General features: G+C 55.9%; 22 protein-coding genes and 2 tRNA genes. 12 read left to right on the forward strand and 12 right to left on the reverse strand.

Translation table 11 applies throughout. The annotated features are described in order from the left end of the window. Positions 1–14 precede the first annotated feature (14 nt). The 5 genes from HMPREF0326_RS17505 to tnpA all read left to right on the forward strand — a co-directional run bounded on the left by HMPREF0326_RS17505 (position 15) and on the right by tnpA (position 2,173). The gene (locus HMPREF0326_RS17505; protein WP_269544147.1) at positions 15–143 is read left to right on the forward strand and encodes a hypothetical protein; all 129 of its coding nucleotides are present in this window, start codon (positions 15–17) and stop codon (positions 141–143) included. Positions 144–222: 79 nt separating this feature from the next. Beyond that, positions 223–630, forward strand: a complete 408-nt coding sequence (locus HMPREF0326_RS08990; RefSeq protein ID WP_009302414.1) for a Fur family transcriptional regulator — start codon at positions 223–225, stop codon at positions 628–630. Between the two features lie 134 nt (positions 631–764). Then, positions 765–1,298 (forward strand): bacterioferritin, encoded by a 534-nt coding sequence (locus HMPREF0326_RS08995; protein ID WP_008684411.1) that lies wholly within the window; start codon positions 765–767, stop codon positions 1,296–1,298. A gap of 13 nt (positions 1,299–1,311) precedes the next feature. After that, complete coding sequence (locus tag HMPREF0326_RS09000; protein WP_008684409.1) at positions 1,312–1,500, forward strand: rubredoxin; 189 nt, start codon at positions 1,312–1,314, stop codon at positions 1,498–1,500. Between the two features lie 217 nt (positions 1,501–1,717). Then, complete coding sequence (tnpA, locus tag HMPREF0326_RS09005; protein WP_008686514.1) at positions 1,718–2,173, forward strand: IS200/IS605 family transposase; 456 nt, start codon at positions 1,718–1,720, stop codon at positions 2,171–2,173. Positions 2,174–2,302: 129 nt separating this feature from the next. Here tnpA and HMPREF0326_RS09010 read toward each other — a convergent pair whose 3' ends face one another. The 4 genes from HMPREF0326_RS09010 to HMPREF0326_RS09020 form a co-directional block, all read right to left on the reverse strand. Then, complete coding sequence (locus HMPREF0326_RS09010; protein WP_009301371.1) at positions 2,303–2,731, reverse strand: hypothetical protein; 429 nt, start codon at positions 2,729–2,731, stop codon at positions 2,303–2,305. 324 nt (positions 2,732–3,055) lie between these two features. Next, entirely contained in the window at positions 3,056–4,018 is a 963-nt protein-coding gene (locus HMPREF0326_RS16780) for a GIY-YIG nuclease family protein (protein WP_008684407.1), read from the reverse strand. 132 nt (positions 4,019–4,150) lie between these two features. Continuing rightward, a tRNA-Glu gene (locus HMPREF0326_RS09015) sits at positions 4,151–4,227 on the reverse strand. Between the two features lie 8 nt (positions 4,228–4,235). Then, positions 4,236–4,310 (reverse strand) — tRNA-Gln (locus HMPREF0326_RS09020). A gap of 261 nt (positions 4,311–4,571) precedes the next feature. Here HMPREF0326_RS09020 and HMPREF0326_RS09025 point away from each other — a divergent pair. The 3 genes from HMPREF0326_RS09025 to HMPREF0326_RS09035 are packed head-to-tail and all read left to right on the forward strand — an operon-like array spanning position 4,572 to position 7,092. Continuing rightward, positions 4,572–6,302 (forward strand): YeiH family protein, encoded by a 1,731-nt coding sequence (locus HMPREF0326_RS09025; protein ID WP_008684406.1) that lies wholly within the window; start codon positions 4,572–4,574, stop codon positions 6,300–6,302. A 59-nt stretch (positions 6,303–6,361) separates the two neighbouring features. After that, on the forward strand, positions 6,362–6,622 hold the full coding sequence (locus tag HMPREF0326_RS09030; RefSeq protein WP_009301734.1) for a hypothetical protein: 261 nt from the start codon (positions 6,362–6,364) through the stop codon (positions 6,620–6,622). A 2-nt stretch (positions 6,623–6,624) separates the two neighbouring features. After that, positions 6,625–7,092: a DUF523 domain-containing protein gene (locus tag HMPREF0326_RS09035; protein ID WP_008684404.1), complete on the forward strand. Its 468-nt coding sequence runs from the start codon at positions 6,625–6,627 to the stop codon at positions 7,090–7,092. Between the two features lie 190 nt (positions 7,093–7,282). Here the strand turns inward: HMPREF0326_RS09035 and HMPREF0326_RS09040 are convergent, their stop codons facing one another. The 3 genes from HMPREF0326_RS09040 to HMPREF0326_RS09050 form a co-directional block, all read right to left on the reverse strand. Then, positions 7,283–7,774 carry a HyaD/HybD family hydrogenase maturation endopeptidase gene (locus tag HMPREF0326_RS09040; protein ID WP_008684403.1) on the reverse strand — a complete coding sequence of 164 codons (492 nt, stop codon included), beginning with the start codon at positions 7,772–7,774 and terminating at the stop codon, positions 7,283–7,285. A gap of 88 nt (positions 7,775–7,862) precedes the next feature. Continuing rightward, on the reverse strand, positions 7,863–9,545 hold the full coding sequence (locus HMPREF0326_RS09045; protein WP_008684402.1) for a nickel-dependent hydrogenase large subunit: 1,683 nt from the start codon (positions 9,543–9,545) through the stop codon (positions 7,863–7,865). Between the two features lie 10 nt (positions 9,546–9,555). Then, entirely contained in the window at positions 9,556–10,503 is a 948-nt protein-coding gene (locus tag HMPREF0326_RS09050; RefSeq protein ID WP_008684401.1) for a hydrogenase small subunit, read from the reverse strand. A 584-nt stretch (positions 10,504–11,087) separates the two neighbouring features. Between HMPREF0326_RS09050 and HMPREF0326_RS09055 the strand changes: the two genes are divergently transcribed. Beyond that, positions 11,088–12,353, forward strand: coding sequence for an O-acetylhomoserine aminocarboxypropyltransferase/cysteine synthase family protein (locus tag HMPREF0326_RS09055; protein WP_009301726.1), 1,266 nt, complete (start codon positions 11,088–11,090; stop codon positions 12,351–12,353). A 77-nt stretch (positions 12,354–12,430) separates the two neighbouring features. Here the strand turns inward: HMPREF0326_RS09055 and HMPREF0326_RS09060 are convergent, their stop codons facing one another. Continuing rightward, positions 12,431–12,862 carry a helix-turn-helix domain-containing protein gene (locus HMPREF0326_RS09060; protein ID WP_008684397.1) on the reverse strand — a complete coding sequence of 144 codons (432 nt, stop codon included), beginning with the start codon at positions 12,860–12,862 and terminating at the stop codon, positions 12,431–12,433. Here HMPREF0326_RS09060 and HMPREF0326_RS17510 point away from each other — a divergent pair. Together HMPREF0326_RS17510 and HMPREF0326_RS16120 are read left to right on the forward strand one after the other, a co-directional pair. Then, positions 12,827–13,078 carry a glycine/sarcosine/betaine reductase selenoprotein B family protein gene (locus HMPREF0326_RS17510; protein WP_269545643.1) on the forward strand — a complete coding sequence of 84 codons (252 nt, stop codon included), beginning with the start codon at positions 12,827–12,829 and terminating at the stop codon, positions 13,076–13,078. The two genes, HMPREF0326_RS09060 and HMPREF0326_RS17510, sit on opposite strands and share 36 nt — an antisense overlap. A gap of 20 nt (positions 13,079–13,098) precedes the next feature. Next, positions 13,099–13,437, forward strand: coding sequence for a glycine/betaine/sarcosine/D-proline family reductase selenoprotein B (locus HMPREF0326_RS16120; RefSeq protein WP_008684396.1), 339 nt, complete (start codon positions 13,099–13,101; stop codon positions 13,435–13,437). Positions 13,438–13,552: 115 nt separating this feature from the next. On the opposite strand, the gene HMPREF0326_RS09070 is transcribed toward HMPREF0326_RS16120, so the two are convergent. Further along, positions 13,553–15,277 carry a potassium channel family protein gene (locus HMPREF0326_RS09070; RefSeq protein ID WP_008684395.1) on the reverse strand — a complete coding sequence of 575 codons (1,725 nt, stop codon included), beginning with the start codon at positions 15,275–15,277 and terminating at the stop codon, positions 13,553–13,555. 284 nt (positions 15,278–15,561) lie between these two features. After that, positions 15,562–16,275 carry a hypothetical protein gene (locus HMPREF0326_RS09075; protein WP_008684394.1) on the reverse strand — a complete coding sequence of 238 codons (714 nt, stop codon included), beginning with the start codon at positions 16,273–16,275 and terminating at the stop codon, positions 15,562–15,564. Between the two features lie 171 nt (positions 16,276–16,446). Between HMPREF0326_RS09075 and HMPREF0326_RS09080 the strand changes: the two genes are divergently transcribed. After that, on the forward strand, positions 16,447–17,661 hold the full coding sequence (locus HMPREF0326_RS09080; RefSeq protein ID WP_008684392.1) for an HlyD family secretion protein: 1,215 nt from the start codon (positions 16,447–16,449) through the stop codon (positions 17,659–17,661). Positions 17,662–17,779: 118 nt separating this feature from the next. Here the strand turns inward: HMPREF0326_RS09080 and HMPREF0326_RS09085 are convergent, their stop codons facing one another. Next, positions 17,780–20,725, reverse strand: a complete 2,946-nt coding sequence (locus tag HMPREF0326_RS09085; RefSeq protein ID WP_008684390.1) for a response regulator — start codon at positions 20,723–20,725, stop codon at positions 17,780–17,782. Further along, positions 20,722–21,996, reverse strand: a complete 1,275-nt coding sequence (locus HMPREF0326_RS09090) for an ABC transporter substrate-binding protein (protein ID WP_008684387.1) — start codon at positions 21,994–21,996, stop codon at positions 20,722–20,724. The genes HMPREF0326_RS09085 and HMPREF0326_RS09090 overlap by 4 nt, the downstream gene beginning before the upstream one ends. Positions 21,997–22,322 lie beyond the last annotated feature (326 nt).

Raw genomic sequence — 22,322 nt, forward strand, 5'->3', positions numbered from 1 at the left:
TTTGCGGATGGCTGATGCCTGATTGCAAAAATTTCGAGCAGGGTTATGCTCCCGCTTTTCGCGGGATCGTCGGCGAAAGAACGTTGTTCGCTGACGCACGGCGGCTGCGCCGCCGCAACATCCTGCGGGTTTTGGGTGTCTGATTTTTTACATTGGACACTGGATCGGGGCTTGACAGCCCACTCCGATAACAGTAATTTTTACTAAATTATGGAGGCTGTTATGGCTCAAGTCCAGACCAGAATGACACGGCAACGTGCCGTGATCTTAGAAGAGTTACGCAAAACCAAGAGCCATCCCACTGCCGATGAGCTCTACAGTATTGTACGCGAGCGCCTGCCGCGCATCAGCTTGGGCACTGTGTACCGCAACCTTGATTTTCTGGCTGACAGCGGCGAAATTCGCCGTCTGGAAGCGGCCGGTTCTACCAAGCGTTTTGACGGGGACATTTCCTGGCATCAGCACGTGCGCTGCCTGCGTTGCGGGCGTATCGGCGATGTGATGCAGCCCCTGGCCACGCCCTCGGTGGACGGCATCCAGGTGGAGGGCTTTTTTTCCATCGTGGGCTCGCGCATTGAGTTTGACGGTATCTGCGACGAGTGCGCGGGCCGTCAGAACGATGTGCAATAGTTGATTCGGCCGGGGCGGGGTGCGCTTTCCCGGCGGAAAAAATTTTTTTCCGGCCGATGTGGCGACTTGCCTTTTGTACAAATAAGGTTAGCATGTACGTGTTTTCCATATTCAACCCGCCAAGGAGTAATATCATGGCAGCCAATAAAAAGACCCGCAAAGAAAAAGTCATCGAAGTGCTCAACAAAGCCCGCAGCATGGAGCTCTTCGCCATTCATCAGTATATGAACCAGCATTACAACCTCAGCGACAAGGACTACGGCGAACTGGCCGCCAACATGAAGCTGATCGCCATTGACGAAATGCGCCACGCCGAAGACTTCGCCGAGCGCATCAAGGAACTGGGCGGCGAACCCACGGCCCAGAAAGACGGCAGTGTGAAAGGCGGCCAGGCTGTGCCCGTCATCTATGAAGATGACGTAAACCTCGAGGACAACACCATTGACGCGTATAATCAGTTCATCAAGATCTGTGAGGAAGAAGGCGACAACGTGACCGCCCGCCTGTTTGAGCGGATCATCGACGAAGAGCAGATCCATCTGAACTACTACGAAAACACCTCCAACCATATCAAGACGCTGGGCGACACCTTCCTGGCCAAAATCGCGGGCACGCCTTCCGACATCGGGCCGTCCAAGGGCTTTGTGAACGGCGCCGAGGCCGAATAAAGTCGGAGTCCATATGGCTGATCCCAAGGATATCTGGCGTTGTCAGATGGTTAATTGCGGCTATATGTATGATCCCGACCGGGGCGACAAACGGCATAAAATTCCCGCCGGAACCAAGTTTGAGGATCTGCCCGACGACTGGCGCTGCCCGGTCTGCGGAGCCGCCAAAAAAAGCTTCCGCCGCCTGAGCGAGGAAGCATAACGCATCTTCCTTTCTGAATAGACGATACCTGACTTCCGGTCCTTCGGGACCGGAAGTTTTTTTATAAGGGGCTTTAGCCAGTTGAGCGAGCGTTTGCGAGCGAAACAGAAATCCACCCGCTATGCGGGTGGAAATAATTTGTTATACAAAAAACACCTTTCCCATACGATAGAGTTGTTCAAGCCCATCGTAATTTTTAAGGGAAAGGTGTTTTTATATGGGAACTCGAGTTCAAAGTTTAGCCCACACAAAATGGTTGTGCAAGTATCACATTGTCTTTTCTCCAAAATACAGGCGGAAAATAATATTTGCCAACATTCGAGAAAGTATCGGAGAAATTCTTAAGGACTTATGCAAATATAAAGGTGTTGAAATTATCGAGGGCCATCTCATGCCGGATCATGTGCACATGCTGGTGAGTATTCCTCCAAAAATCAGTGTATCAAGTTTCATGGGGTACCTGAAAGGAAAAAGCTCATTGATGATTTTCGATAAGCATGCAAACCTGAAGTACAAATTTGGCAATAGGAAATTCTGGGCGGAAGGATATTTCGTCAGTACGGTAGGACTCAATGAGGTAACGGTCAAAAAATACATTCAGCAGCAAGAGAAGCATGATATTCTGCAAGATCGAGTAAGTACCCGAGAATACCAAAACCCCTTCCAGGGGTAAGCCAAAGCGGCAAGGGCACTGGGCTTGAACAAAGTGAAAGCCAGCGCCTTTAGACGCTGGCCGGTAACAAGCCCTTATAGGGCTGGAGCAAACCACCCGCTATGCGGGTGGTTTTGATTTGTTTGAAAGTTAGGCGTCAACAAGTTCAACAGTGCTGTAGGCATCCTGAATTTTGAAAAGCAAGTTTTCCACGCGCTTCAACTCACGCGCCAGGATATGAACCACAACGCCCTCAAGTTCCGCCTCGGCGTCTATCTGCTCCAAAAGAGCGGTAAACGCAGTGACCGAGGATGAAGCGTTGAAAAGCACCTCGCGGAGACTCCCCGCTTCCTGATCTTCAAAAAGCTCTTGCTCGCAACGGATTGCCAAGGGTGAAAATCGATAGCACCGTATTTCATCCGTGGGAGTCGGTTCCTCTTCCGGTTCGCCCTCTGCCTTTGGTGGGTTGCTCAAATTGAGCAAGGCTTGCGCTGCTTCGGTGAGCATGGCGGCTATGGCTGCGAGGTCTGGTGAGGGAAGTTGGGGAGACAGCGTGCAAGACTGGTGGGAACTGGACATAAGACACCTCTTGGGATTTAGTATGAGAGCACTTCAAAATGAAGAACTCCGGGTGCTACTAACTGCCCAAGAGCAGCGGGTTATTTCCCTGTTGCCAGGTATTTTATTTCGCCCACACCCGGAGGATAATGCAGGAAACCACGCCATGTCAGAAACAAGGCGCAAGAAAACCCACAAACTGTCGGGGTGGGAAACCGTCTTGGGAGGAGTTAGTAGCTCCGTTAAAAACAAATCATAAGAGGAAGCATTCGTCAAGAGCCTGCTCTTCTGGAGTACGTTAGACAGCTTTCATGCAAAATCTCATATGAATCTGTTTTTCAGAAATTAGCTGCCAGCCAATTCAGGTAATAGGTAGTCAGCCAATGTAGGGCAATGCGTCTTCGCATATGGCTGTGCCCCTTTCCTCATACAACTTAGATTGAATGACTTAGCAGCAAGAATGAATACTTCATTATCAAGAAGCCACATGGCAGCGTCAAAATCCTCTGTGTATATTTGAAACTGATCTTGTCCACCGCTTTGGTAGTAGTGATCGATGAATTCTATTCTGTAATCCCCAGTATCAAAGTACCCTTCAAAAGGAGACTTTGCCAAATGCCAGCTAAATGTAGCTTTGTTGTGGGCATAGTCATAACCGCTAGTAAGAACTTCTTGGAAGCGGAGGTTGATTCTGGAATAGAGTCTAAAATTATTGCTAATTGTGTTGATGCAGGTGCATCCCCAGTATGTTAATTCTGTTAAATAAGGATCAATAATACATTTTTCAGCATACTTTTTCATCACTGGCAAGACATACTTGCTGAATTTCTGATCAGAAATCATTTTTTCAGCTCGTTTTGCTGTTCTGGCCCTTAAGCTTAAATCTTCTACGCGCTTATAATGCATTATTTTTGAATCATAACTTGAAAGCCATTTTTTTTGATCATCATCTTGTATTAACTGGTCAAGTTCAGAGCAAGACAATTCTGGCATACTAGCATAGTTTATATTTCGCAATGTAGTATGATTTTCAAGTAGGCGAATCATATATAATTCATGGGAATTTAAATTTGATTTAGGTTCAGATTTAAAATATATTTTTACAATATCATCATAATTTTTTTTGTGTTGCAAAAATCTTCTGCATACATCAACAGCCTGACCGACATAAAATGTTTCATCGATAAAATTTAATACATATATTCCACACCTCAATTTCTGCCCTATAAGGTCAGAAATTGAATGACGAGATGAGACATCAAAAGAGATGGTAAAACCGTTCTCTGAAAGAATTGATTCGATATTCATTGACTTAGTCTACCCAGTTTATTGCTAAGAAAAAACAATATTTTTTTCCAAACATGTGGGGCAGAGCGTGGGGCAGATTTGCCCCACAACGAAAAAAGCACTCACATTTTCATGTAAGTGCTTGATTTTTCTTGGCGTCCCCAAGGGGATTTGAACCCCTGTCGACGGCGTGAAAGGCCGTTGTCCTGGGCCGGCTAGACGATGGGGACGCATGTGTTGGCTGGGCTGCAAGGACTCGAACCTTGATTAGCGGAGCCAGAATCCGCCGTCCTGCCAATTGAACGACAGCCCAACACGAGGTGGAAAAATAGATGAGGTTGGGGGGATTGTCAATAAATTTTTGGTCAAAGCGCAGAAAGTTTTTCCGACGATGAAATGGACAGTGTCATTCCGTGGGGTAGGGATTCCAAAGATTTGTGACTTGAAAATTTTTATATTAGTTTGTATTATAAAGTAGCCCATACAATCCCAGTGTTCAATTTACTTATGGTGGTGAGACGTTCCCGATATCTGGGGAATGTCTGAAAACAATGGTCCTGATAAGGAGGAGTGAATGTCTCAAGAAAGCTCGGCGATCGTTGTCGACAGGGCAAAGTCGCAATGGTCCGACCTGTGGAAAAAGGAAGATTACTGGGCCATCTGGATTGGTTTCTTTATTCTGATCGTGGCAAGTTGCCTGGTTTTCGGCGGCCGCCAGGAGCTGGAGAGCAAGTATGAGCAGTACGCGGCGGTTATGAAAGCCGAATCCGCCAAACCTTTCAAAACCATAGAATGGTACCAGGCTTCCGCAGCCCAAAAAGGGCTTCAGGGACAGAATCTGGCTTCGGTCAAGCTGCTTATCAATCAGCTGAAAACACCGGCCCGCTGGCAGTCCAATCCCCTAGACGCCCTGATGATGTCGCAGGCCCAGGCCGACAAGGCCAATGAAGCCGTCATGCCGAAAGTGGATGCGGCCAAACAGGCCGAAGCCGCTGCTCTGGCCCAGGCCAAAGAGGCGCAGGCCGCCGCTGCGGCCGCCTCGTTCGGCGACGCCACGCTGAACGCCGCCGCTGAAAAGTCCATCGGCGAATGGCAGGCCGCCAAGAAAGCGACCGCCGACATCTCTAAAAAGCTGGTCAAGCCTTTCAACCGCATTCCCACCCTGATTGTGCTGGGGCTCGCGCTGGCCGTGCTGACCTCCATCGGCGCCAAGTTCATGGGCTTCAACGTGGGCAAGTTTTTTGTGGCCTTCCTGGGCGTGTATCTGCTGTGCGTGCTCGCCAATATCCTGGGCAACCAGAAGACCATGCGTCTTTACGGCATCAATGCCGAAATCTGGTCCATCGCCATCGGCATGATCATTGCCAATACCTTCGGCACGCCCAAATGGCTTAAAGAGGGCGCGCAGGTGGAATACTTCATCAAGGCCGGTCTCGTGCTGCTGGGCGCGGAAGTGCTTTTCCACAAGATTATGGCTATCGGCATCCCCGGCATTTTCGTGGCTTGGGTGGTGACGCCCATCGTCTTGGTCAGTACCTACATTTTCGGCCAGAAAGTGCTGAAGATGCCTTCCCAGACCCTGAACATCGTCATTTCGGCCGATATGTCCGTGTGCGGCACCTCGGCGGCCATCGCCACGGCGGCTGCGGCTCGGGCCAAAAAAGAGGAACTGACCCTCTCCATCGGTCTGTCCCTGACCTTCACGGCCATCATGATGGTGGTGATGCCCGCCTTCATCAAGTGGGTGGGCATGCCTGAAGTGCTGGGCGGCGCCTGGATCGGCGGCACCGTGGACGCCACGGGCGCCGTGGCCGCGGCGGGCGCGTTCATCGGCCCTAAGGCCCTGCAGGTGGCCGCCACGGTTAAGATGATCCAGAATGTGCTTATCGGCGTGACCGCCTTCTGCGTGGCCCTGTACTGGTGCACCAAGGTGGACGCGCAGGCCTGCGGCCAGCGCGTGGGCGCCATAGAAATCTGGCATCGTTTCCCCAAGTTCGTCATCGGCTTCCTGGCGGTTTCCATCATCTTCTCGCTGATCAGCAGCGGTCTCGGCGCGGACTTCGGCAAGATGCTGGTGGACAACGGCACCAATAAGATTTCCGTGCCCCTGCGCGGCTGGTTCTTCGGTTTGGCCTTCGTGGCCATCGGCCTGACCACCAACTTCCGCGAACTGGGCAAGTACTTCAAGGGCGGCAAGCCCATCATCCTTTACATCTGCGGTCAGTCGCTGAACCTGTGTCTGACGCTGCTCATGGCCTGGATCATGTTCTACAAGGTCTTCCCGGAAATCACCGCCAAGATCTAGTGTGTGTTTGACGGCGGGCCGCTGCGGGCTTTCCGTGGCGGCCCGTAATGGGAGAATGTATGCCGCCTGCCGTACGCAATCTGTTGAAAATGGGAAGCTGGGTACTGGCCCTCTGGCTTTTTTTCGCAGTGCTCACCCCGCGACTGGTAGCGCTGTCGCCCGCCTGGCAACATTACGATGCCGTGCAGGAACAATATGGTCTGGACAGTGGTGCGTTGTACTACTCCGATGTGCCCGTCACGCAGGAGGCTGCGGACGCCGTAGGACGCGCCGTGCGCGCCGGTATGCAGGAACGGCACATGCTGGCGGCCGGACGTTGACGATGGCGACTCAGCCAATGCGCTACGTGGTCAGTGCCTGTCTGGCCGGGCAGGCTTGCCGTTATGACGGCGGCAGCAATCCCTGCCCGGCGGTGATCCGTCTGGTGGAAGAGGGGCGGGCCGTTCCGGCATGCCCGGAAGGTTTGGCCGCACTGCCGATTCCCCGGCCACCCTGTGAACAGGTGGGAGAACGGGTGCTTTCCCGCGACGGACAGGATCTGAGCGAAGATTTTTTACGCGGCGCGCGACTGGCCCTGCACAAGGCGCTGGAGCAGGGCTGCGTGGCGGCCATTCTCAAGAGCCGTTCGCCGTCCTGCGGCTTCGGCCTGATCTATGACGGTACGTTCAGCCGTAGGCTGTGTGCCGGTGAGGGTGTATGGGCCCGGCTTTTGCGGGAAGCGGGCATAAAACTGTACAGCGAAGAGTCGTTGCCGCCGGAATTGGGCGAAGAAAAGAAAAAACAGCTGTAAGCCGCGCTCAGCGGCTTTTTTTCGGTAGTGGCGTTACCGCAGAGCATTTCACAACCCTGCCTCTGATATGCCGTGGTCTGCTCCGGCGCGATGTCTCGCCTTACATCTTCTCATCCTCTGTTTCCACACTCCGCGCGATTCGGGCGATAACCGCATTCTTCTGATCAGCGCGTTGCAGAGTCTTCCGGCGCTACTCCGCCTTGGGTTCGGCCACGATGCCGCGTCGGGCCATTTCCGCCACGGCTTTGCGGCAGAATTCCGGCAGCAGGGCTTCCGCCTGCGGGCTCAGTCCCACATGCATGGTCTTATAATCAAAGGGCTGCAGGCCGATGACAATCGCCTCCGGCCTGTGTCCGGCCAGATCACAGGTGACCAGCGTGTCCAGCAGGTCCGTCTGATGCATGGAGTCGCGGAAACTCAGGCTCTTGCGCAAATCCTCGCCCTCCAGCAGGTAGACCGTGCCCGGCGCTTCCGGTCCCAGCACCACGTCCAGCACCACTAGAAAATCGCACTCCTGCAGTTCCGGCATCAGCATCAGACCTTGGGTGCCCCCGTCCATCAGGCGGACATGCACGGGCCAGCGGTAGTGGGCTTCCAGGTATTCCACGGCCCGCACGCCGAAGCCTTCATCCGTCAGCAGAATGTTGCCCACGCCCAGAATCAGTATCCTTTTGTCGTTCACGCGTCCCCCTGACGGTTTTGGAGAAGGAGAGGATCAGAAAAAGGGCGGGGAATTACCCCGCCCTTGTACAGACTGTGCAAAGCCTGCTCTACAGAACCTTGAACTTGTGCACTTCGTTGGTTTCTCCGTCGATCACATGCACGGCACAGGCGATGCAGGGGTCGAAGGAGTGGATGACGCGCAGGATTTCCACCGGACGCTTGGGATCGGCCACCGGCGTACCCGCCAGGGCTTCCTCGGCCGCGCCGGGCACATTCTTGCCGTCCCGCGGTCCCAGGTTCCAGGTCGTGGGCACCACAAGCTGGAAGTTGGCGATCTTGGCGTCGGCATCAGTCCGCAGCCAGTGGGAGAGGCCGCCGCGCGGCGCGTTGACGAAGCCCACGCCCTTGGCGTCCTTGGGCGCGTCGTAGTTCTCCACGATCTGCTTGTCTTTGGTGATGTTATCTTCGTATTCATTCAGCCAGGTTTCGATCTGCTGGGCAATGGCCAGGGTTTCGATACCACGCGCGGCCGTGCGGCCCAAGGTGGAGAAGAGTGCTTCCGGCCCCACGTTCAGGGTCTTGAGCACATTGTCCACCAGCGGCTTCACGGTCTTGTGGTTCTGGGTGTAGGCCACCAGCACCTGGGCCAGGGGGCCGGTTTCCATGGAAATGCCGTCGTAACGCGGGGCCTTGAGCCAGGAGTAACGATCCGTGTCGCCCATGCTGGTGAAGGCGGGCTTGGTTTCGCCCTGATAAGGCGGCAGAGCCTTGTCGCCTTCGTACCAGCTGTGGCGGACATGTTCCTCGATCTTGGAAGGGTCAAAGCCCTGGGGATTGCCGATCTTGCGGTCCAGAATGACGCCCGGCTTGAGCCAGCGCTTCTGCAGGTCGCGTTCGCCGCCGGGGGCGGGGAATTCGCCGAAGGCCATGAAGTTGTGCGTACCGCCGTAGGTGGCGCATTCCTTGTAATTGGCGGCTACGGCGAGCAGATCCGGAATGTAGTAATTCTCAATGAAGGCGCGTGTTTTCTTGTACTGCTCCTTGAATTCCTTGATCCGTTCGGGGGTCAGGGCGTCATAGCAGGTCACGCCGCCGCCCACAGTGAACTGGGTGTGCGGATTCTTGGCCCCGAAGACGGCCATGGCCCGCGCCGCCTCCACCTGGACTCGCAGCGCCTGCAGATAGTCGGCCGTGGCGATCAGGTTGAGCTCCGGGCTCAAGGTGTAGGCCGGGTGGCCGCCCAGGAAGTAGGCGTTGGTAAAGGGGCCGAGCTGGCCGCTGTCCACAAAGGTTTTAAGTTTGCTCTGGACGGCTTTGTAATCGTCGGCCGTAACCTTGCGCGCGGAAATGGAAGTGGCGATCTTGGCCGCCTTGGCCGGATCGCCCTGCAGGGCGCCGGTCACATCCACAAAGTCCAGAGCGTGCAGAGCATAGAAATGCACCAGATGGTCATGCAGAAACTGCATGCCCAGCACCAGGTTGCGGAGATAGGTGGCGTTGGCCGGAATAGGCTTGTTGATGGCGTCTTCCAGCGCACGGGTGGAGGCCAGGGCGTGCGTGTAGGTACAGACGCCGCAGGTACGCTGGGTAAAGTGCTGGGCGTCGCGTGGGTCGCGGCCCTTGAGAATGAGCTCCAGGCCGCGGAACAAGGTGCCGCAGCTGCGGGCTTCCTTGATCTTGCCCTTTTCCACTTCCACTTCAATGCGCAGATGCCCCTCGATACGGGTCAGCGGATCCACTACCACAGGGCCGGTGTAATCGCTCTGGGGCGCTTTAATGACTTCGCTCATAACTTCCCCCCTAGTTCTGGTAGAATGGCGTCATTTCGTCCCAGAAGCCGGGCTCGCTGCAACCAATGCAGGGATGTCCGGCGCCCACCGGCCAGTTGGTCTGATTGAACAGAATCTTGGGACAGTTGTTGTACGTCTGGGGGCCTTTGCAGCCCACTTCATACAGACACCAGCCCTTGCGGGCTTCTTCGGAATTGAAGGAGGGCGCGAATTCGCCGGCGTCGAAATGTTTGCGGCGTTCGCACAAATCATGCACGCTCTGGCCGTAAAACATGAGCGGGCGGCCGTTTTCGTCCAGTTCGATTTTCTGGCCCTTGAGGAAGGCCACCAAGGTACCCACCAGGTTGAGCGGGTTGGGCGGGCAGCCGGCGATATTGATGGCCTTGACGCCCAAGTCGCCGAAAGCGTCGTTGACGCCCTTGGCCGCCGTGGGATTGGGCTTGGCGGCCTGCACGCCACCGTAGCAGGCACAGGTGCCCATGCTTACCACAGCCTTGGCCTTGGGCAGAATGCCCTTACAGATGTCGTACATGGTCTTGCCGCTGATGTAGCCGTATTTGCCCTCCATGGCCGTGGGGATGGCCCCTTCCACGATGCAGATAAAGCCTTCAGGGGCGGTGACGGCCTGGTGCAGAGCCTCTTCCGCGGCTTCGCCGGCGGCGGCCATGATGGTTTCATGGTAATCCAGGGAAATGGTATCCATGATCAGGCTGTCGATGAAAGGTTTATAAGTACGCAGCAGGGCTTCGGAACAGCCCGTGCATTCGGCGGCGTGCAGATACACGACCGAGGGACGGCGGCCTGTCAAAGCCGCGGCCACGTCAGAGGCGAAGGCCGGGCCCATGCCCATGGTCACCGCCACCGCCGTGCAGAATTTCATGAAATCGCGGCGGCTGATGCCCTGGCGTTCTAAACGCTCCTCTCCGCTTTGTTTGCCCAGACCCACGGCAATACGCATAATAGCCTCCTGGCAAAGGTGAGTGAAAGGCTGAAACGGAAACCCTGCCACAGAGTTTCCCTTGCTGAGCACAGGGCAGATATCCGTCGCGGAAAAGAGCGGTACGCTCCGGAATGTAATGTCCGTTGCGCCTGCGGCGGCTGTCTGTGCAAGATGTCAGCAATCACTTTCGGATGGCGTGCCATCCTCACGGTCAATGGCGGCTACGGAGACATTGCCCTGTCCTGTCCCGAACAAAGGGGACAACCACCATTTGCAATTGAGAATATACCCTGAAAGATGAAGGGTCAATAGGGAGAAATTTTTTTTGTTGTCATTTGCGCGCATCGTCACAAGGGAAAAGCCGGACAGTTGCCTTGGCCGGGCGCATGGGATAGTTTGCTGCCGCGCCATGCCTGTATGACGTGATATCGGCGGCCCGCCGGTACGCTGTGGAGCGGTTCCGCATCTCCGGCGTCGGAGCATCTTGTCAATGAAATTGCTTACGATGCCCGGCGGTATTGCTTGTTGGAACTATTTTTTTCAGAATGAAAATGCCCCAGGTCGCGCGGACATTCAGCCCTATTTCCGAGGAACGTAACGCCATGAAACTGGAATCCCTTTGCCTGCACGCCGGTTACAGCCCTGAAAACGGCCAGCCGCGCGTATTGCCCATTGCCCAGAGCACGACCTTCAAATATGACTCCACGGCCGAGGTGGCCAAACTGTTCGATCTGGCCGAAGCGGGCTTTTTCTATACCCGCCTGGGCAATCCCACCGTGGACGCCGTGGAGCAAAAAATCGCCGCTCTGGAGGGCGGAGTGGGCGCTTTGTGCACCTCGTCGGGCCAGGCCGCCAGCATGCTTGCCGTGCTGAACCTGGCGCAGAGCGGCGAGCACGTGGTCAGTGCTTCCAGCATTTACGGGGGCACCTTCAACCTCTTTGCGGTGACCCTGAAGAGGCTGGGCATTGAAGTGACGTTTGTGGATCAGACCGCTTCCGACGAAGAACTGGAAAAGGCCTTCCGGCCCAATACCAGAGCGGTGTTCGGCGAGACCCTGGCCAATCCCTCCATGGACGTGCTGGATATCGAGCGTTTCGCCAAACTGGCCCACCGGCACAGGCTGCCGCTGATCGTGGACAATACCTTTGCCACGCCCGTGCTCTGCCGTCCCTTTGCCTTCGGGGCGGATATCGTGGTGCATTCCACCACCAAATATATGGACGGGCATGCCCTGCAGATGGGCGGGGTCATTGTGGACAGCGGCAACTTTGACTGGACCTCGGGCAAATTCCCGGAATTCACCGAACCCGACCCCTCCTACCACGGCCTGATCTACAGCGAAACCTTCGGCAGGGCCGCTTACATCGTCAAAGCGCGCGCACAACTCATGCGCGACATGGGCTGCTGCCAGACACCGCAGGGCGCGTTCTACATCAATCAGGGGCTGGAAACCCTGCCCCTGCGCATGGAAAAACATTGCCGCAACGCCGAGGCCGCCGCCCACTATCTCGCGGGGCACGACAAGGTGGAGTCGGTGAAGTATCCCCGTCTGCCCGGCAATCCCAACAAGGCCTTGGCCGATAAATATCTTTGCGAGGGATGCAGCGGCGTGGTGTCCTTTTCGCTCAAGGGCGGACGCGAAGCCGGAGCGCGCTTCATCGACAGCCTGAAAATGATTTCCCTCCAGGTGCATGTGGCGGATATCCGCACCTGCGTGCTGCATCCGGCAAGCTCCACCCACCGCCAGTTGAGCGACGAACAGCTTCGGGAGGCGGGCATTACGCCCGGCATGGTGCGTCTTTCCGTGGGCTTGGAAAATCTGGACGACATTTTGGCGGATCTGGACCAGGCCCTCGAACAGGCCTGAGTCATTCCGTCCGGACGGCATATGCAGTGGGGAGGTTTGGGCCTTCCCACTTTTTTATGTTCTTTTCCGTCCCCCGCTTACAATCTGTCCCGGGCCAGCAGGCGGTAGAGCGTGGCCCGTGAAATGCCGAGGGCTTTGGCCGCGGCTGCTTTATGTCCCTTGTGCTCTTCCAGGGCGTGTTCCACCAGTCGCACGCTGTAGGCCCGCAGCAGGGCGTCCAGGCTGCCGGAACTTTTCAGTTCGCTGCCGGCCTGACGCAATAGCAGGGGCGGCAGATGCTCCATCTCGATCAGCTCTCCGTCCAGAATATTGAAGGTGTATTCAATGACATTGGCGAATTCGCGCACGTTGCCCGGCCAGTCGTAAAGCATGAGGGCATTGTAGACATCTTTGGATACGCCTTTGACCCGCTTCTGAAAGAGTCTGGAATAGCGCCGGAGAAAGTGGATTACCAGGGATTTGATATCTCCCTTGTGTTCCCGCAGGGGCGGAATGCTGAGGGAAACCACGCTCAGCCGATAATAGAGGTCGCTGCGGAATGCCTACCCCCGCATCCGGGCCAGCAGATCGCTGTTTGTGGCGCAGATGATCCGCACGTCCACCCGCCGGGTGCTCTGACCGATTATGTCTATACCACCACAGGCAACGGCACTTCCTTTGAAAACAGCCGGGCCTTCGGCGCGGCCATTGCCAAGGCCCTGAAACAGGACAATGTGCAGGGGTGATTCTCACCTCCACCTGAGGCATGGGTACTCGTTGCGGCGCAACGATCACCAAGGAACTGGAACGGGCGGGTATTCCCACGGCGCAGATCTGTACCATCACTTCCATAGCGCAGGCCATCGGCGTTGCGCGGGTGGTGCCGGGCGTGGGCATTCCCCATCCGCTGGGCAATCCGGCGCTGGATGCCGGTTCGGAAAAGAAGCTCCGCCGGGAGAAGGTGGAGCGGGCCCTGGAGGCCCTGAGCACGCCGCTGAGTGAAGCGCGTATATTTTTAGAGCAGTTCACGCAGGAAACGCGCCAACGCCAGAAAAGAATGCGAGTAGGCGGCTTTGCTCGCCGCAAGCGAGTATTTCAAGTGTAAATACTTAGGGCGAGCCGGTTCGCATTTTTTTATATCCGGTGTTCAAAGGGGCCATAAACACACGGCGGCCGCGCAGTGAACGCGGCCGCCGTGTGTCGTATCCCTTTACCGTGTTTTAATCCGTCAGTGCGGAATCCTGGCCGAATTTTTCGTAAAAAGCCTTTTCCGCCTGTGAATCCCCGATGAGATACATTTCCTCGCCTTCCTCAAAAACGTGGCCGGGATCGGGGTTGATATGCATTTCTCCGTCCGTGTCGCGCAGGGCCACCACGCTGCAATGGGTCAGGCTGCGGATGCCGCTGCCCATGAGCGGCTTGCCCGCCAGGCTCTTGCCCACGGCGCTGCGGAAAATGTTCAGACCTTCGTTGATCATGGTCACTTTGCCGGGAGCCAGCAGATTGATGATGCTGTTGGTGACCATGGATGCCAGGGAGAGCACCAAATCCGCCCCGGCAGCGTGCAGGATGCCCACGTTGCGGTCGAGCGTGGCGCGGCTGATGATCTGGATGTCCTCGCGCAGGCGGCGGCAGTAAAGGGTCAGATAAATATTGGTGTCGTCGTCATGGGTAGTGATGAGTACAGAGGGCGCGGTGCGGATGCCCGCTTTTTCCAGCACGTCCAGGTCCGCGGCATCGCCCACGACCATATGCTCTTTCTGGACGCGGGGTTTGGGATTTTTGTCCACAATGCTGTACTCGCGGCCGCTGGCGTGCAATTGACGCGCGGCTGCCAGGCCCACCCGCCCGCAGCCGAGGATGACCACCGACGCGTCATTGCAGGTATGCTTGGCGGGATCGCACGGCCCCAGCAGATGATTGACGGCGTCGATCTGCTGGTAGGTACCGGCAATAACCATAACCATGGTGTCCGTGAACACCGTGTCCGGGGCGGGCAGTACGAATTTCCCGCGCTCCCATAGGCCGATGACGTTGGCGCCGGTGGCCTTGCGCAGGCCGCTTTCGCGCAGGGATTTGCCCACCAAGGGCGTGCGCATGACCGGGGCTTCGGCCACCACCAGTTCATTGAAGCGGCTGATCACGCTGGAGCGGGCCTGGGAGTTGAGCACGCGACGGGCCAGGGCTTCGCCCAGCAGTTTGTGGAACTGAAAGACATGGCTGCTACCGGCCAGTTGCAGGATGTCGATGGCGTCTTCGCTCTGGGCCGCGGCCACAATGGGCACCTTGGCGTCCACGTCGCGGGCGGTGAACACGATGTTGGTATTGCGCACGTCGCTGTCCAGGGCCACCAGCATGGCGGCCTCGGACAGGCGCAGGTTGCGGTAGACCTCGCTGGAGTCGTGTTCGCCCACCACCGCGTCATAGCCCTGATCCAACAGGTCCAGGGTGGTCTGGCTGTCACGGCAGAGCAGCACGCAATGCGCGCCGTAATTTTTCAGATCGTCCACCAGGTTGAGGGCAATGGGACTGGTGCTGACCACAATGACGTGCCCTTTGGTATCCGGGGGAATGGAGCGGGGCGTATGGCCCTTTTTCTGGGCCTCCAGCCACGGGGCGTAAAAAAACTGGATAAAGGTGAAGGGCAGCATGATCAGGAGCAGCAGCACGCCGGACATGAGCACCACGATGGAGAAAACCCGCCCCAGATCCGAAGTGAATGTGATGTCGCCGAAGCCCAGGGTGGACATGACCGTCAGCGTCCAGTACACGCCGGTCACCCAAGAGAAGCTGCGGTGCTCGTATTGCATGATGTAGTGAAACAAAATGCTGTAGAGGGCGATAAGGCCCAGCAGCATGGCGAAAAAGCGCAGCAGAAAACCTATGTTGCGGCGCACGCTGTGCTGCTGCATAAACAGGGCGATCTGGGACGAAAGAAATTTCATGGCGACTCAAGAGGGGAAGGGTGAAGGTGAAGGACATTGGAACCCGGACGAAGCCGCTCCTGAGAGGTTGTCATCAATCCGGGCCGTTCCGTCAAGCGCGGAATGGCGCGCCGGGGCCGGATACGCCACAGGCCGACGCATTGCGGCGTCGGCCTGCGCGGAACCCCGGAGCAGTTCAACGTTAGAGTTTTAAGACTTGAAGTGCTCGTTTACGGCGAGTAAAACCCGCCTGCTCACATTTCGCGGCAAGGATTTGCTGTCAATGCCGCGACACGTGTATAAAATCAGAGGCTGCGTTCTTCCAGGCCGTCGCTCTTGTCGGCCGGGGCTTTTTTCGGCGGCTCGGTGACGGTTTGCAGGCCGGGCACCACATCCTGCACCTCAGTGGAGGGCAGCAGGGGATCGGCGGCGGCCCGCTCAATGACCTTGCTGTTGCGCACGTAAAGATTGCAGGCCAGGCCGAAGCATTCCCATACGGCGGCCACCGTGCCTTTGAGCGGCTCGCGCTCGTTGCGAGGCGGCGGCACGAGCACGTAATAGGTGCGGGTGCGCCCGCCCATCTTGGGCTCCACCATGCAGGAGACGATCCACTCGTCTTCGCCGTCATCGTTCCAGTCGGCAATGGCCACCATATTGACGGTGAGTTTCTGGGTGGCGTGGTTGATGCTGAAGCCGTTGGGCCAGTGTTTCACCCGGCTGTCGGGTTGCAGGGTGGCGGCAAAATTTTCCCCCAGGTAGACATGGCCGGAATCGCCGAACATGAAGGAAGGCGAGAGCCTGCGGAAGAGCGTGTCCCCGTAGTTGCTGAAACCGGCGAAGGAGAAGGGCGCCACGTAGGCGCCGTCGTTGTCCAGCAGGCGGCGGGCCTGCAGTTCCTTGGGCATATGCCGGGCCATCTGGACGAATTCTTCTTTTTCCACCACAACCACAGGGCGGGTGGCGCAGCCGAACAGCAGCCCGCCCAGGCAGAACAGGGCGCACAAACGCGGTATGGACATGATTTCTCCTGTATCGAAGCGCCGTTATCGGGATATTCCCTGCCGCTCCGGAAACTTCGCCTTTGTATGCGTCCGGACCGGGCTTGTAAAGGGTGGAACTGAATGCTGGTACAATATCTGCATATTTTTTTCAGTTCTGTTTTTCTGACATTTTGATCTGCCGAGGCATATATGGCGGAATCGTTGTATCTGGAAATGCCCGCGCGGAAAAAGTCCCCGGCCGGGGGGCTGTTTCGCCGGGTTCGATTTGTTCTCTTCCTGGCTGTGGCGTTTGTCCTGCTGGCGGCGCTTTGGTGGTGGTTGGCTGGCGGTCGGGTGGACAGCGTCCGGGCCGTGCTGGACGGCATGGTCTACACGGTTTCGCCGGAATTTTCAGCCCGGCTGGAAGCCCTGAGCGTGCGCGAGGGCGATAGTGTCACGGCGGGCCAGCCCGTGGGGCGCATGGACGCAGACGATTACGCCCGGCATCTGCGGGAAGCAGGGCAAGAAGCGGCTTCCCTGCGCCCGCCGGATATGGCGGAAATGGCCGGACGCCTCAGGCAGGCCCAGGAAGCGGAAAGAGCTATGGTGCAGCGTCTGGCCCAGGCCCGTCACGAGGAAGAAGCCAAGCGGCGCCGGCGCGAAGAACGCGTGACCGAGCATGTGCGGGCCCAGCTCAATCTACGCTCTCTGGACAGCCGGGGCGGCGAGCGCGCGGCGAGCAAAAGCCGCTATGCCGCGGCGCAACGGGCCGAGGCCGAGGCGCGCGCCCGCATGGAAGACGCCAAGGCGGATTTTGAACAGGTCAGCCGCATGCGTGCGGCCATGGATCAGGAGTTGGGCCGGGTCCGCGATGAGGTGCTGCGGGCCAAGCAACTGGCTTCGCGCAACCGCTATGTCGTGCCTGGAAGCTCCCGTACGGCCGCGCCTCTGCCTGCGCAAGCGGACGGCACATTGTATGCGCCGGTGAACGGCCGCGTGCTGCGGGGCAGCGCCGCACCCGGCCAAGTGGTGCAGCGGGGCGAGCCCGTATTGCTGATTCTGCCGGAAGGAGCGGACGCGGCGCAATCCTTCTGGGTGCAGGCTTACTTTCCCCTGGCCGCCGGGGAAGCCATCAGGGCGGGGCAGGCCTGCGAGGTCAGGCTCATGTCCGACGGCATGCGCCTGAACGGCACGGTGGCCGAAGTGCTTGCGCCGCAGCCCCTGCCCAGCGGCCAAGCGCGGGAACTGGCACAGGAGGTGGCGCAGGGACTGACGCAAAAGGGCAGAACGGAAGTCAGCGGCGCAACGCTTTTTCTGCCGGTGCGGATCAGGCTTGATGCCCCCCCGCCCGCCGGTCTGCTGCCGGGCCAGTCGGTGGACTGCGTGGTCAGGACGCGCAGTATTCTGGGATTCAGCGGCTTTTAGAGTATTTTTGACATCGAAAATGTTTAAACGCCCCGGCGCGGATTTTTCAGGAGGCGCGGGGCGGCCTCAGGCGTCGCATTGCCGACAGACGGCAGACAGCCTGAACGCCGCAGACCGGTTATTGCACAAGATTCGCCAGCGTCTGGTAGAGTAAATTGAAATCCAGCGGCTTTGGCACATGGGCGTTCATCCCCACATCATGGGCACGCCGGATGTCCTCAACAAACGTATCCGCAGTCATGGCAATGACCGGAATACGTCGGGCGTCTTCTCTCGGCAGGTTCCGTATTTTTTGCGTGGCTTCATAGCCGTCCATGACAGGCATCTGAATGTCCATCAGAACAGCGTCATAATATCTTTCCGCGCTCCCGCGCATTTTTTCGACCGCGATTTCCCCATTGGCCGCCTCTTCGACCGTGGCCCCCGCCGCCGTCAGGATTTCCCTGGCTATTTCGGCATTCAGCTCATTGTCTTCCGCAAGCAGGATACGTTTGCCCGACAGGTCGGCGGTAACAGCGGCACCCGCTTGCCGCGCCGTCCCATTGCCGCCGGGAGCGGCGAACTGCTCAAGGACGTACAACAGGCGGGAACGGAACAAAGGTTTGGCAATAAAATCATTGACCCCGGCCTGACGGGCCTCCCGCTCTATTTCAGACCAGTCATAGGCGGAAAGCAGAACAACGGGTAGCGTGGCCCCCACAGCCGTCCGGATGCGTTTGGTCAGTTCAATGCCGTCCATGCCGGGCATTTTCCAGTCCACGAGAACCGCGAAGTACTCCTTGCCGCGTTCCCGCGCCGTTACGATGCGCTCTATTCCCTTTTGCCCGTCTGTGACCCATTCACTTTGCATCCCGGCGTCATCAAGAATAAGGCAAACGCTTTCACAGGCCGCCTGATCGTCGTCGATAATCAGGACCGGAAGGCCATGCAGATTTTGCATGACCCGCTGTCCAGCATTGACCCTCTTCAGGCTGAAGCCGACCGTAAACGTCGTCCCCTTGCCCGGTTCACTGGCGACAGTAATGTCACCGCCCAGCATATGCACGATATTGCGTGTGATTGCCATGCCGAGGCCGGTTCCGGCGATGTTTTTCTGCCGGGCTTCATCGGCGCGCTCAAAGGGCAAAAAGAGACGTTCCAGGAATTCCGGCGTCATGCCCATCCCGTTATCCCTGAGGATAAACTGGAATTTGCTGTAGGCCGGAGAATTGTCATGGAATTCCGAGATGCTGAAATCAATGTTTCCGCCTTCAGGCGTATATTTAATGGCATTGGACATGAGATTGATGAAGATCTGCTGAAGGCGCAGAGGGTCGCCGATGAAATCCTCGTGAACGACGTCATTGATGTGGACGTTCAGCGTATGATTTTTTTCTTTTAAAAGCGGCTGTACCGCGGTAAAGAGCGTTTCCACAAGCTCCGCAATATTGAACTCTCTTTCATTCAGCGCAAGCCTGCCGCTCTCTATCTTGGACATGTCGAGCACTTCATTGATGAGGTCCAGCAGAAGGTTGGACGACATGGTAATTTTGTGCAGGCAATCCTGAACCTTGGCCGTATCTTGGATATTGACCCTGGCGATTTCCGTCATGCCGATGATGCCGTTCATGGGGGTGCGGATATCGTGCGACATGCTGGACAGGAATTCACTTTTAGATTTGTTCGCCTGATTCGCGCTTTCGCTGGCGTCTTTCAATGCCTGTATATACAGGCTTTCCTTGAGACGGAGCTCTGTCACGTCTTTGGCGATGAGAAGTCCGGCGATGTTTCCGCTTCTTTTGTCCTTGGTCAGGGTAATATTCTGTTTGATGAAAACAGCGTGTTCCCGCTCGGAAAGAATCCGGTATTCAAGCTCCTCTTCCATTATTCCCCGGGCGGCCAGATCGGAAAAATGCTTCGGAGACATTTTTTCCAGCACGGTCTGCCGGTCTTCCGGAACAATGTTTTCCGTCGCCCAGTTCCGGATAACCTCTCTATAGGGTGCGGCCTGAACTGAAGGGAAGGCGGCCAGGACAGTGTCCAGTGTGCTGAGGGAGCAAAAAACTGTTTCTATTTTGTCGCGGCTGATATTGAAGGAAAAGGCCATGCAGGCATTGGAAATAATAGCCTGTTTGTATTGTAATTCTTTATCATATTCCTCCCTTGTCCGCGTATAGATGATTATGACAAAAAGAAAGCAGGCGACAAAAATGCCGCACATGATGAAAGATTTTTTCAGAATCGAGTTTGCTTCCTGTAAAATAACGCTATTGGGCGTAATGGAAATAAAATACCAATTACGAAAGTGCAATGGAGTATAGCAGAGTACTTTTTCCTGCTCTTCGTCCTGAAACAGGATTGCCCCTGTTTCTCTCTTTTTTATCTTTTGCTTCAGGTCATTGAGGCTCGATTCCATCCGCGGGGAATGAAATATATCGTAAATATTGAGAAAACTTTTATTGCTGGCAGGGTGGAGCGAACGAAGGATTATGTCGCCGGATTCATTGATGGCGTAACAGAATCCCTCATTATTATAGAACGCGGGCGAATATTTATTGTAGAGTTCCTCAATGGGGGTGTCCTTTAACAGTAAACCCCTTCTTCCGTCATGAAATGTAACGGCAATATAGGCACTTAAAATCCGTCTTCCGGTCAGGGGGCTGATATATGGCCCGATAATGCCGTTGGTCGCCGCGGTATTCCCCAGTATGTTTTTAACTTCCGCAGGCAAGGCATCGGCTTGAGAACCGCAATACATGCTGTTTTCATTGATAAAGTGGATGGAAGTGTCTGGCGAGGAAAATTCCTGAAGCTTGTCGCAGATAGCTTTTTTATCGCTCAAGCGTAACGCCCCGATTTCATGCGCGGCAAGACGCAATATTTCTTTATCTTTGTTCAGGGCTCCTTCCAGTGCGTTGGCACCCTGTTCCGTGGTCTCAATAAGGTTTCTGGCCGCATTTTTCCACAGCGATTCCTGCACTGTTCGAATGAAAGACAACACAACAAAGATCAGCAACAGGGACGATGCAATAATCGCCCCCATGACGTACCAGTTCGTTTTGATTCTCTGATACTGATGCTTCATAACGTTTGTTCCTGAATTGCCGCTGCGACGGCGTCATCAAGGCTGCGGCAGGCCTGCTCCACGCTTGCGCCCTCGAGAATTTTGAGGGAGGCCGCGCGGGAGATTTCCCAGATGGGGAAAACAAACCGGCTGTCGGCGCCTATAATGGCCCGGCCGTTGCGCAGATGTTTTTCCAGGTTTTGCAGCAGGAGATTGCTCGTGGAAAACGCTTTGAGAGGACTGAAGGAAGTCTGATTGGCGCAGAATCTGTTGATGGATTCAGCCTGGATCATATAGCGCAAAAAGCTTTTGGCTTCGGGAAGATGCTTGCCGTGCGCGTTCAGGGCGAGCCTGGTGTCGATATTGATGACCAGAATCGGCCCGTCTTCCTGAACCGGATAGGGAACGACCGAGTACCGGAAATTCGCCATTTCCCTGAGACGGGTGGATGCCCACAAGCCTGTGAGCATGAAGGGGGATTCGCCCCCGGCAAAATCCGTCAGGTCGTCTCTGGTTTTTCGCGTGACCAGCGTGCGCTGCCTGTCAATGTAGCCGTGGTCGCACAGCTCTTTCAGGAGCGCGAAGCCGCTGCGAAAATATGTGCTCAACGGAAGTTTGCCCGTATTGACGAGGTCGGAGACGTTCTCCCCGGACTGATAAAAGGCGGGCATTCCTCGCGCAATGACCAGTGTTTTCAGCGAAATATCATTATTGGCGATAATCGGGGTGATGCCCGCGTCGCTGAATTTCTTACAGGCGGCAAGAAAATCCTGTAGAGTATCGGGAAGCGAAACGCCGTGCTTCTTCAGGAGATCCAGATTGCAGTAAAGGCCGAATGCGGAAATGCTTGTGGGGAGAGCCCAGACAGAGCCTTTTGCATCCCGTATCTGCGAGAGGGCAGGTTCGGAATAGTTCTTGAGTTCCGGCAGGTCCGAAAGCTCGACGAGATGCCCCTGCCGGGTTAGCGCGGGCAACATATCCTGACTTACCATAAAGATATCGTGCCCGTTATTGGTTTCCATCTGCTTTTTCAGAGCCCGGAAATATTCTCTTCCCTTGATGCTTTCATAAAGGACATTAATGGTTTTGCTGTTATTGATGAATTCCGTCATCAATGATTCAATGGTAAGAACATTTTCCGTCTCCCATTTAAAGCCGAAAAACGTGAGCTGGATGTTGCTCTTGTTGGCGGCATATTCATAGATGACAGGCTGATATTGTTGAGGAAAAAATTTCACCCAGGAAAAAGCGAAAAGAATGATAATCAGAAGTAGAATGAAAAAATTTTTCATCCGATACCTCAATGCGCTATATGCAAAAAACCATGCACAAGCTGTCGTCATGCATGGTCTTCACAGAGCCGATATTACAGCGCCATTCCGTCGAATGATCGGTGTTTGTAATCTCTAGGGCATTTTGCGTTTGAAACGTTACACATTTCAAACTTTACGCCGTCCGCGTGTTGAGGAAGCGGTAGCCGCTGGCGAGTCTTCGAACCATACGGATACCGACAGCAATGCTAAAACGCGGTTTATCGTTGCTGGCAATGCTCATAAGCCCTTTGTGGGCTACGGGCACGGCTGAGCCGCCTTCGGCCGCTTCCTTGCACTGGGGCGCG

The sequence above is a fragment of the Desulfovibrio sp. 3_1_syn3 genome, assembly GCF_000145315.2.
Classification (GTDB): Bacteria; Desulfobacterota; Desulfovibrionia; order Desulfovibrionales; family Desulfovibrionaceae; genus Desulfovibrio; species Desulfovibrio fairfieldensis.

What these genes read in the sequence shown, in the direction of transcription:
- HMPREF0326_RS17505 (WP_269544147.1), top strand. Translation starts at nt 15, where the DNA reads ATGCCTGATTGCAAAAATTTCGAGCAGGGTTATGCTCCCGCTTTTCGC.
- HMPREF0326_RS08990 (WP_009302414.1), top strand. Translation starts at nt 223, where the DNA reads ATGGCTCAAGTCCAGACCAGAATGACACGGCAACGTGCCGTGATCTTA.
- HMPREF0326_RS08995 (WP_008684411.1), top strand. Translation starts at nt 765, where the DNA reads ATGGCAGCCAATAAAAAGACCCGCAAAGAAAAAGTCATCGAAGTGCTC.
- HMPREF0326_RS09000 (WP_008684409.1), top strand. Translation starts at nt 1,312, where the DNA reads ATGGCTGATCCCAAGGATATCTGGCGTTGTCAGATGGTTAATTGCGGC.
- tnpA (WP_008686514.1), top strand. Translation starts at nt 1,718, where the DNA reads ATGGGAACTCGAGTTCAAAGTTTAGCCCACACAAAATGGTTGTGCAAG.
- HMPREF0326_RS09010 (WP_009301371.1), bottom strand. Translation starts at nt 2,731, where the DNA reads ATGTCCAGTTCCCACCAGTCTTGCACGCTGTCTCCCCAACTTCCCTCA.
- HMPREF0326_RS16780 (WP_008684407.1), bottom strand. Translation starts at nt 4,018, where the DNA reads ATGAATATCGAATCAATTCTTTCAGAGAACGGTTTTACCATCTCTTTT.
- HMPREF0326_RS09025 (WP_008684406.1), top strand. Translation starts at nt 4,572, where the DNA reads ATGTCTCAAGAAAGCTCGGCGATCGTTGTCGACAGGGCAAAGTCGCAA.
- HMPREF0326_RS09030 (WP_009301734.1), top strand. Translation starts at nt 6,362, where the DNA reads ATGCCGCCTGCCGTACGCAATCTGTTGAAAATGGGAAGCTGGGTACTG.
- HMPREF0326_RS09035 (WP_008684404.1), top strand. Translation starts at nt 6,625, where the DNA reads ATGGCGACTCAGCCAATGCGCTACGTGGTCAGTGCCTGTCTGGCCGGG.
- HMPREF0326_RS09045 (WP_008684402.1), bottom strand. Translation starts at nt 9,545, where the DNA reads ATGAGCGAAGTCATTAAAGCGCCCCAGAGCGATTACACCGGCCCTGTG.
- HMPREF0326_RS09050 (WP_008684401.1), bottom strand. Translation starts at nt 10,503, where the DNA reads ATGCGTATTGCCGTGGGTCTGGGCAAACAAAGCGGAGAGGAGCGTTTA.
- HMPREF0326_RS09055 (WP_009301726.1), top strand. Translation starts at nt 11,088, where the DNA reads ATGAAACTGGAATCCCTTTGCCTGCACGCCGGTTACAGCCCTGAAAAC.
- HMPREF0326_RS16120 (WP_008684396.1), top strand. Translation starts at nt 13,099, where the DNA reads ATGGGTACTCGTTGCGGCGCAACGATCACCAAGGAACTGGAACGGGCG.
- HMPREF0326_RS09070 (WP_008684395.1), bottom strand. Translation starts at nt 15,277, where the DNA reads ATGAAATTTCTTTCGTCCCAGATCGCCCTGTTTATGCAGCAGCACAGC.
- HMPREF0326_RS09075 (WP_008684394.1), bottom strand. Translation starts at nt 16,275, where the DNA reads ATGTCCATACCGCGTTTGTGCGCCCTGTTCTGCCTGGGCGGGCTGCTG.
- HMPREF0326_RS09080 (WP_008684392.1), top strand. Translation starts at nt 16,447, where the DNA reads ATGGCGGAATCGTTGTATCTGGAAATGCCCGCGCGGAAAAAGTCCCCG.
- HMPREF0326_RS09085 (WP_008684390.1), bottom strand. Translation starts at nt 20,725, where the DNA reads ATGAAGCATCAGTATCAGAGAATCAAAACGAACTGGTACGTCATGGGG.
- HMPREF0326_RS09090 (WP_008684387.1), bottom strand. Translation starts at nt 21,996, where the DNA reads ATGAAAAATTTTTTCATTCTACTTCTGATTATCATTCTTTTCGCTTTT.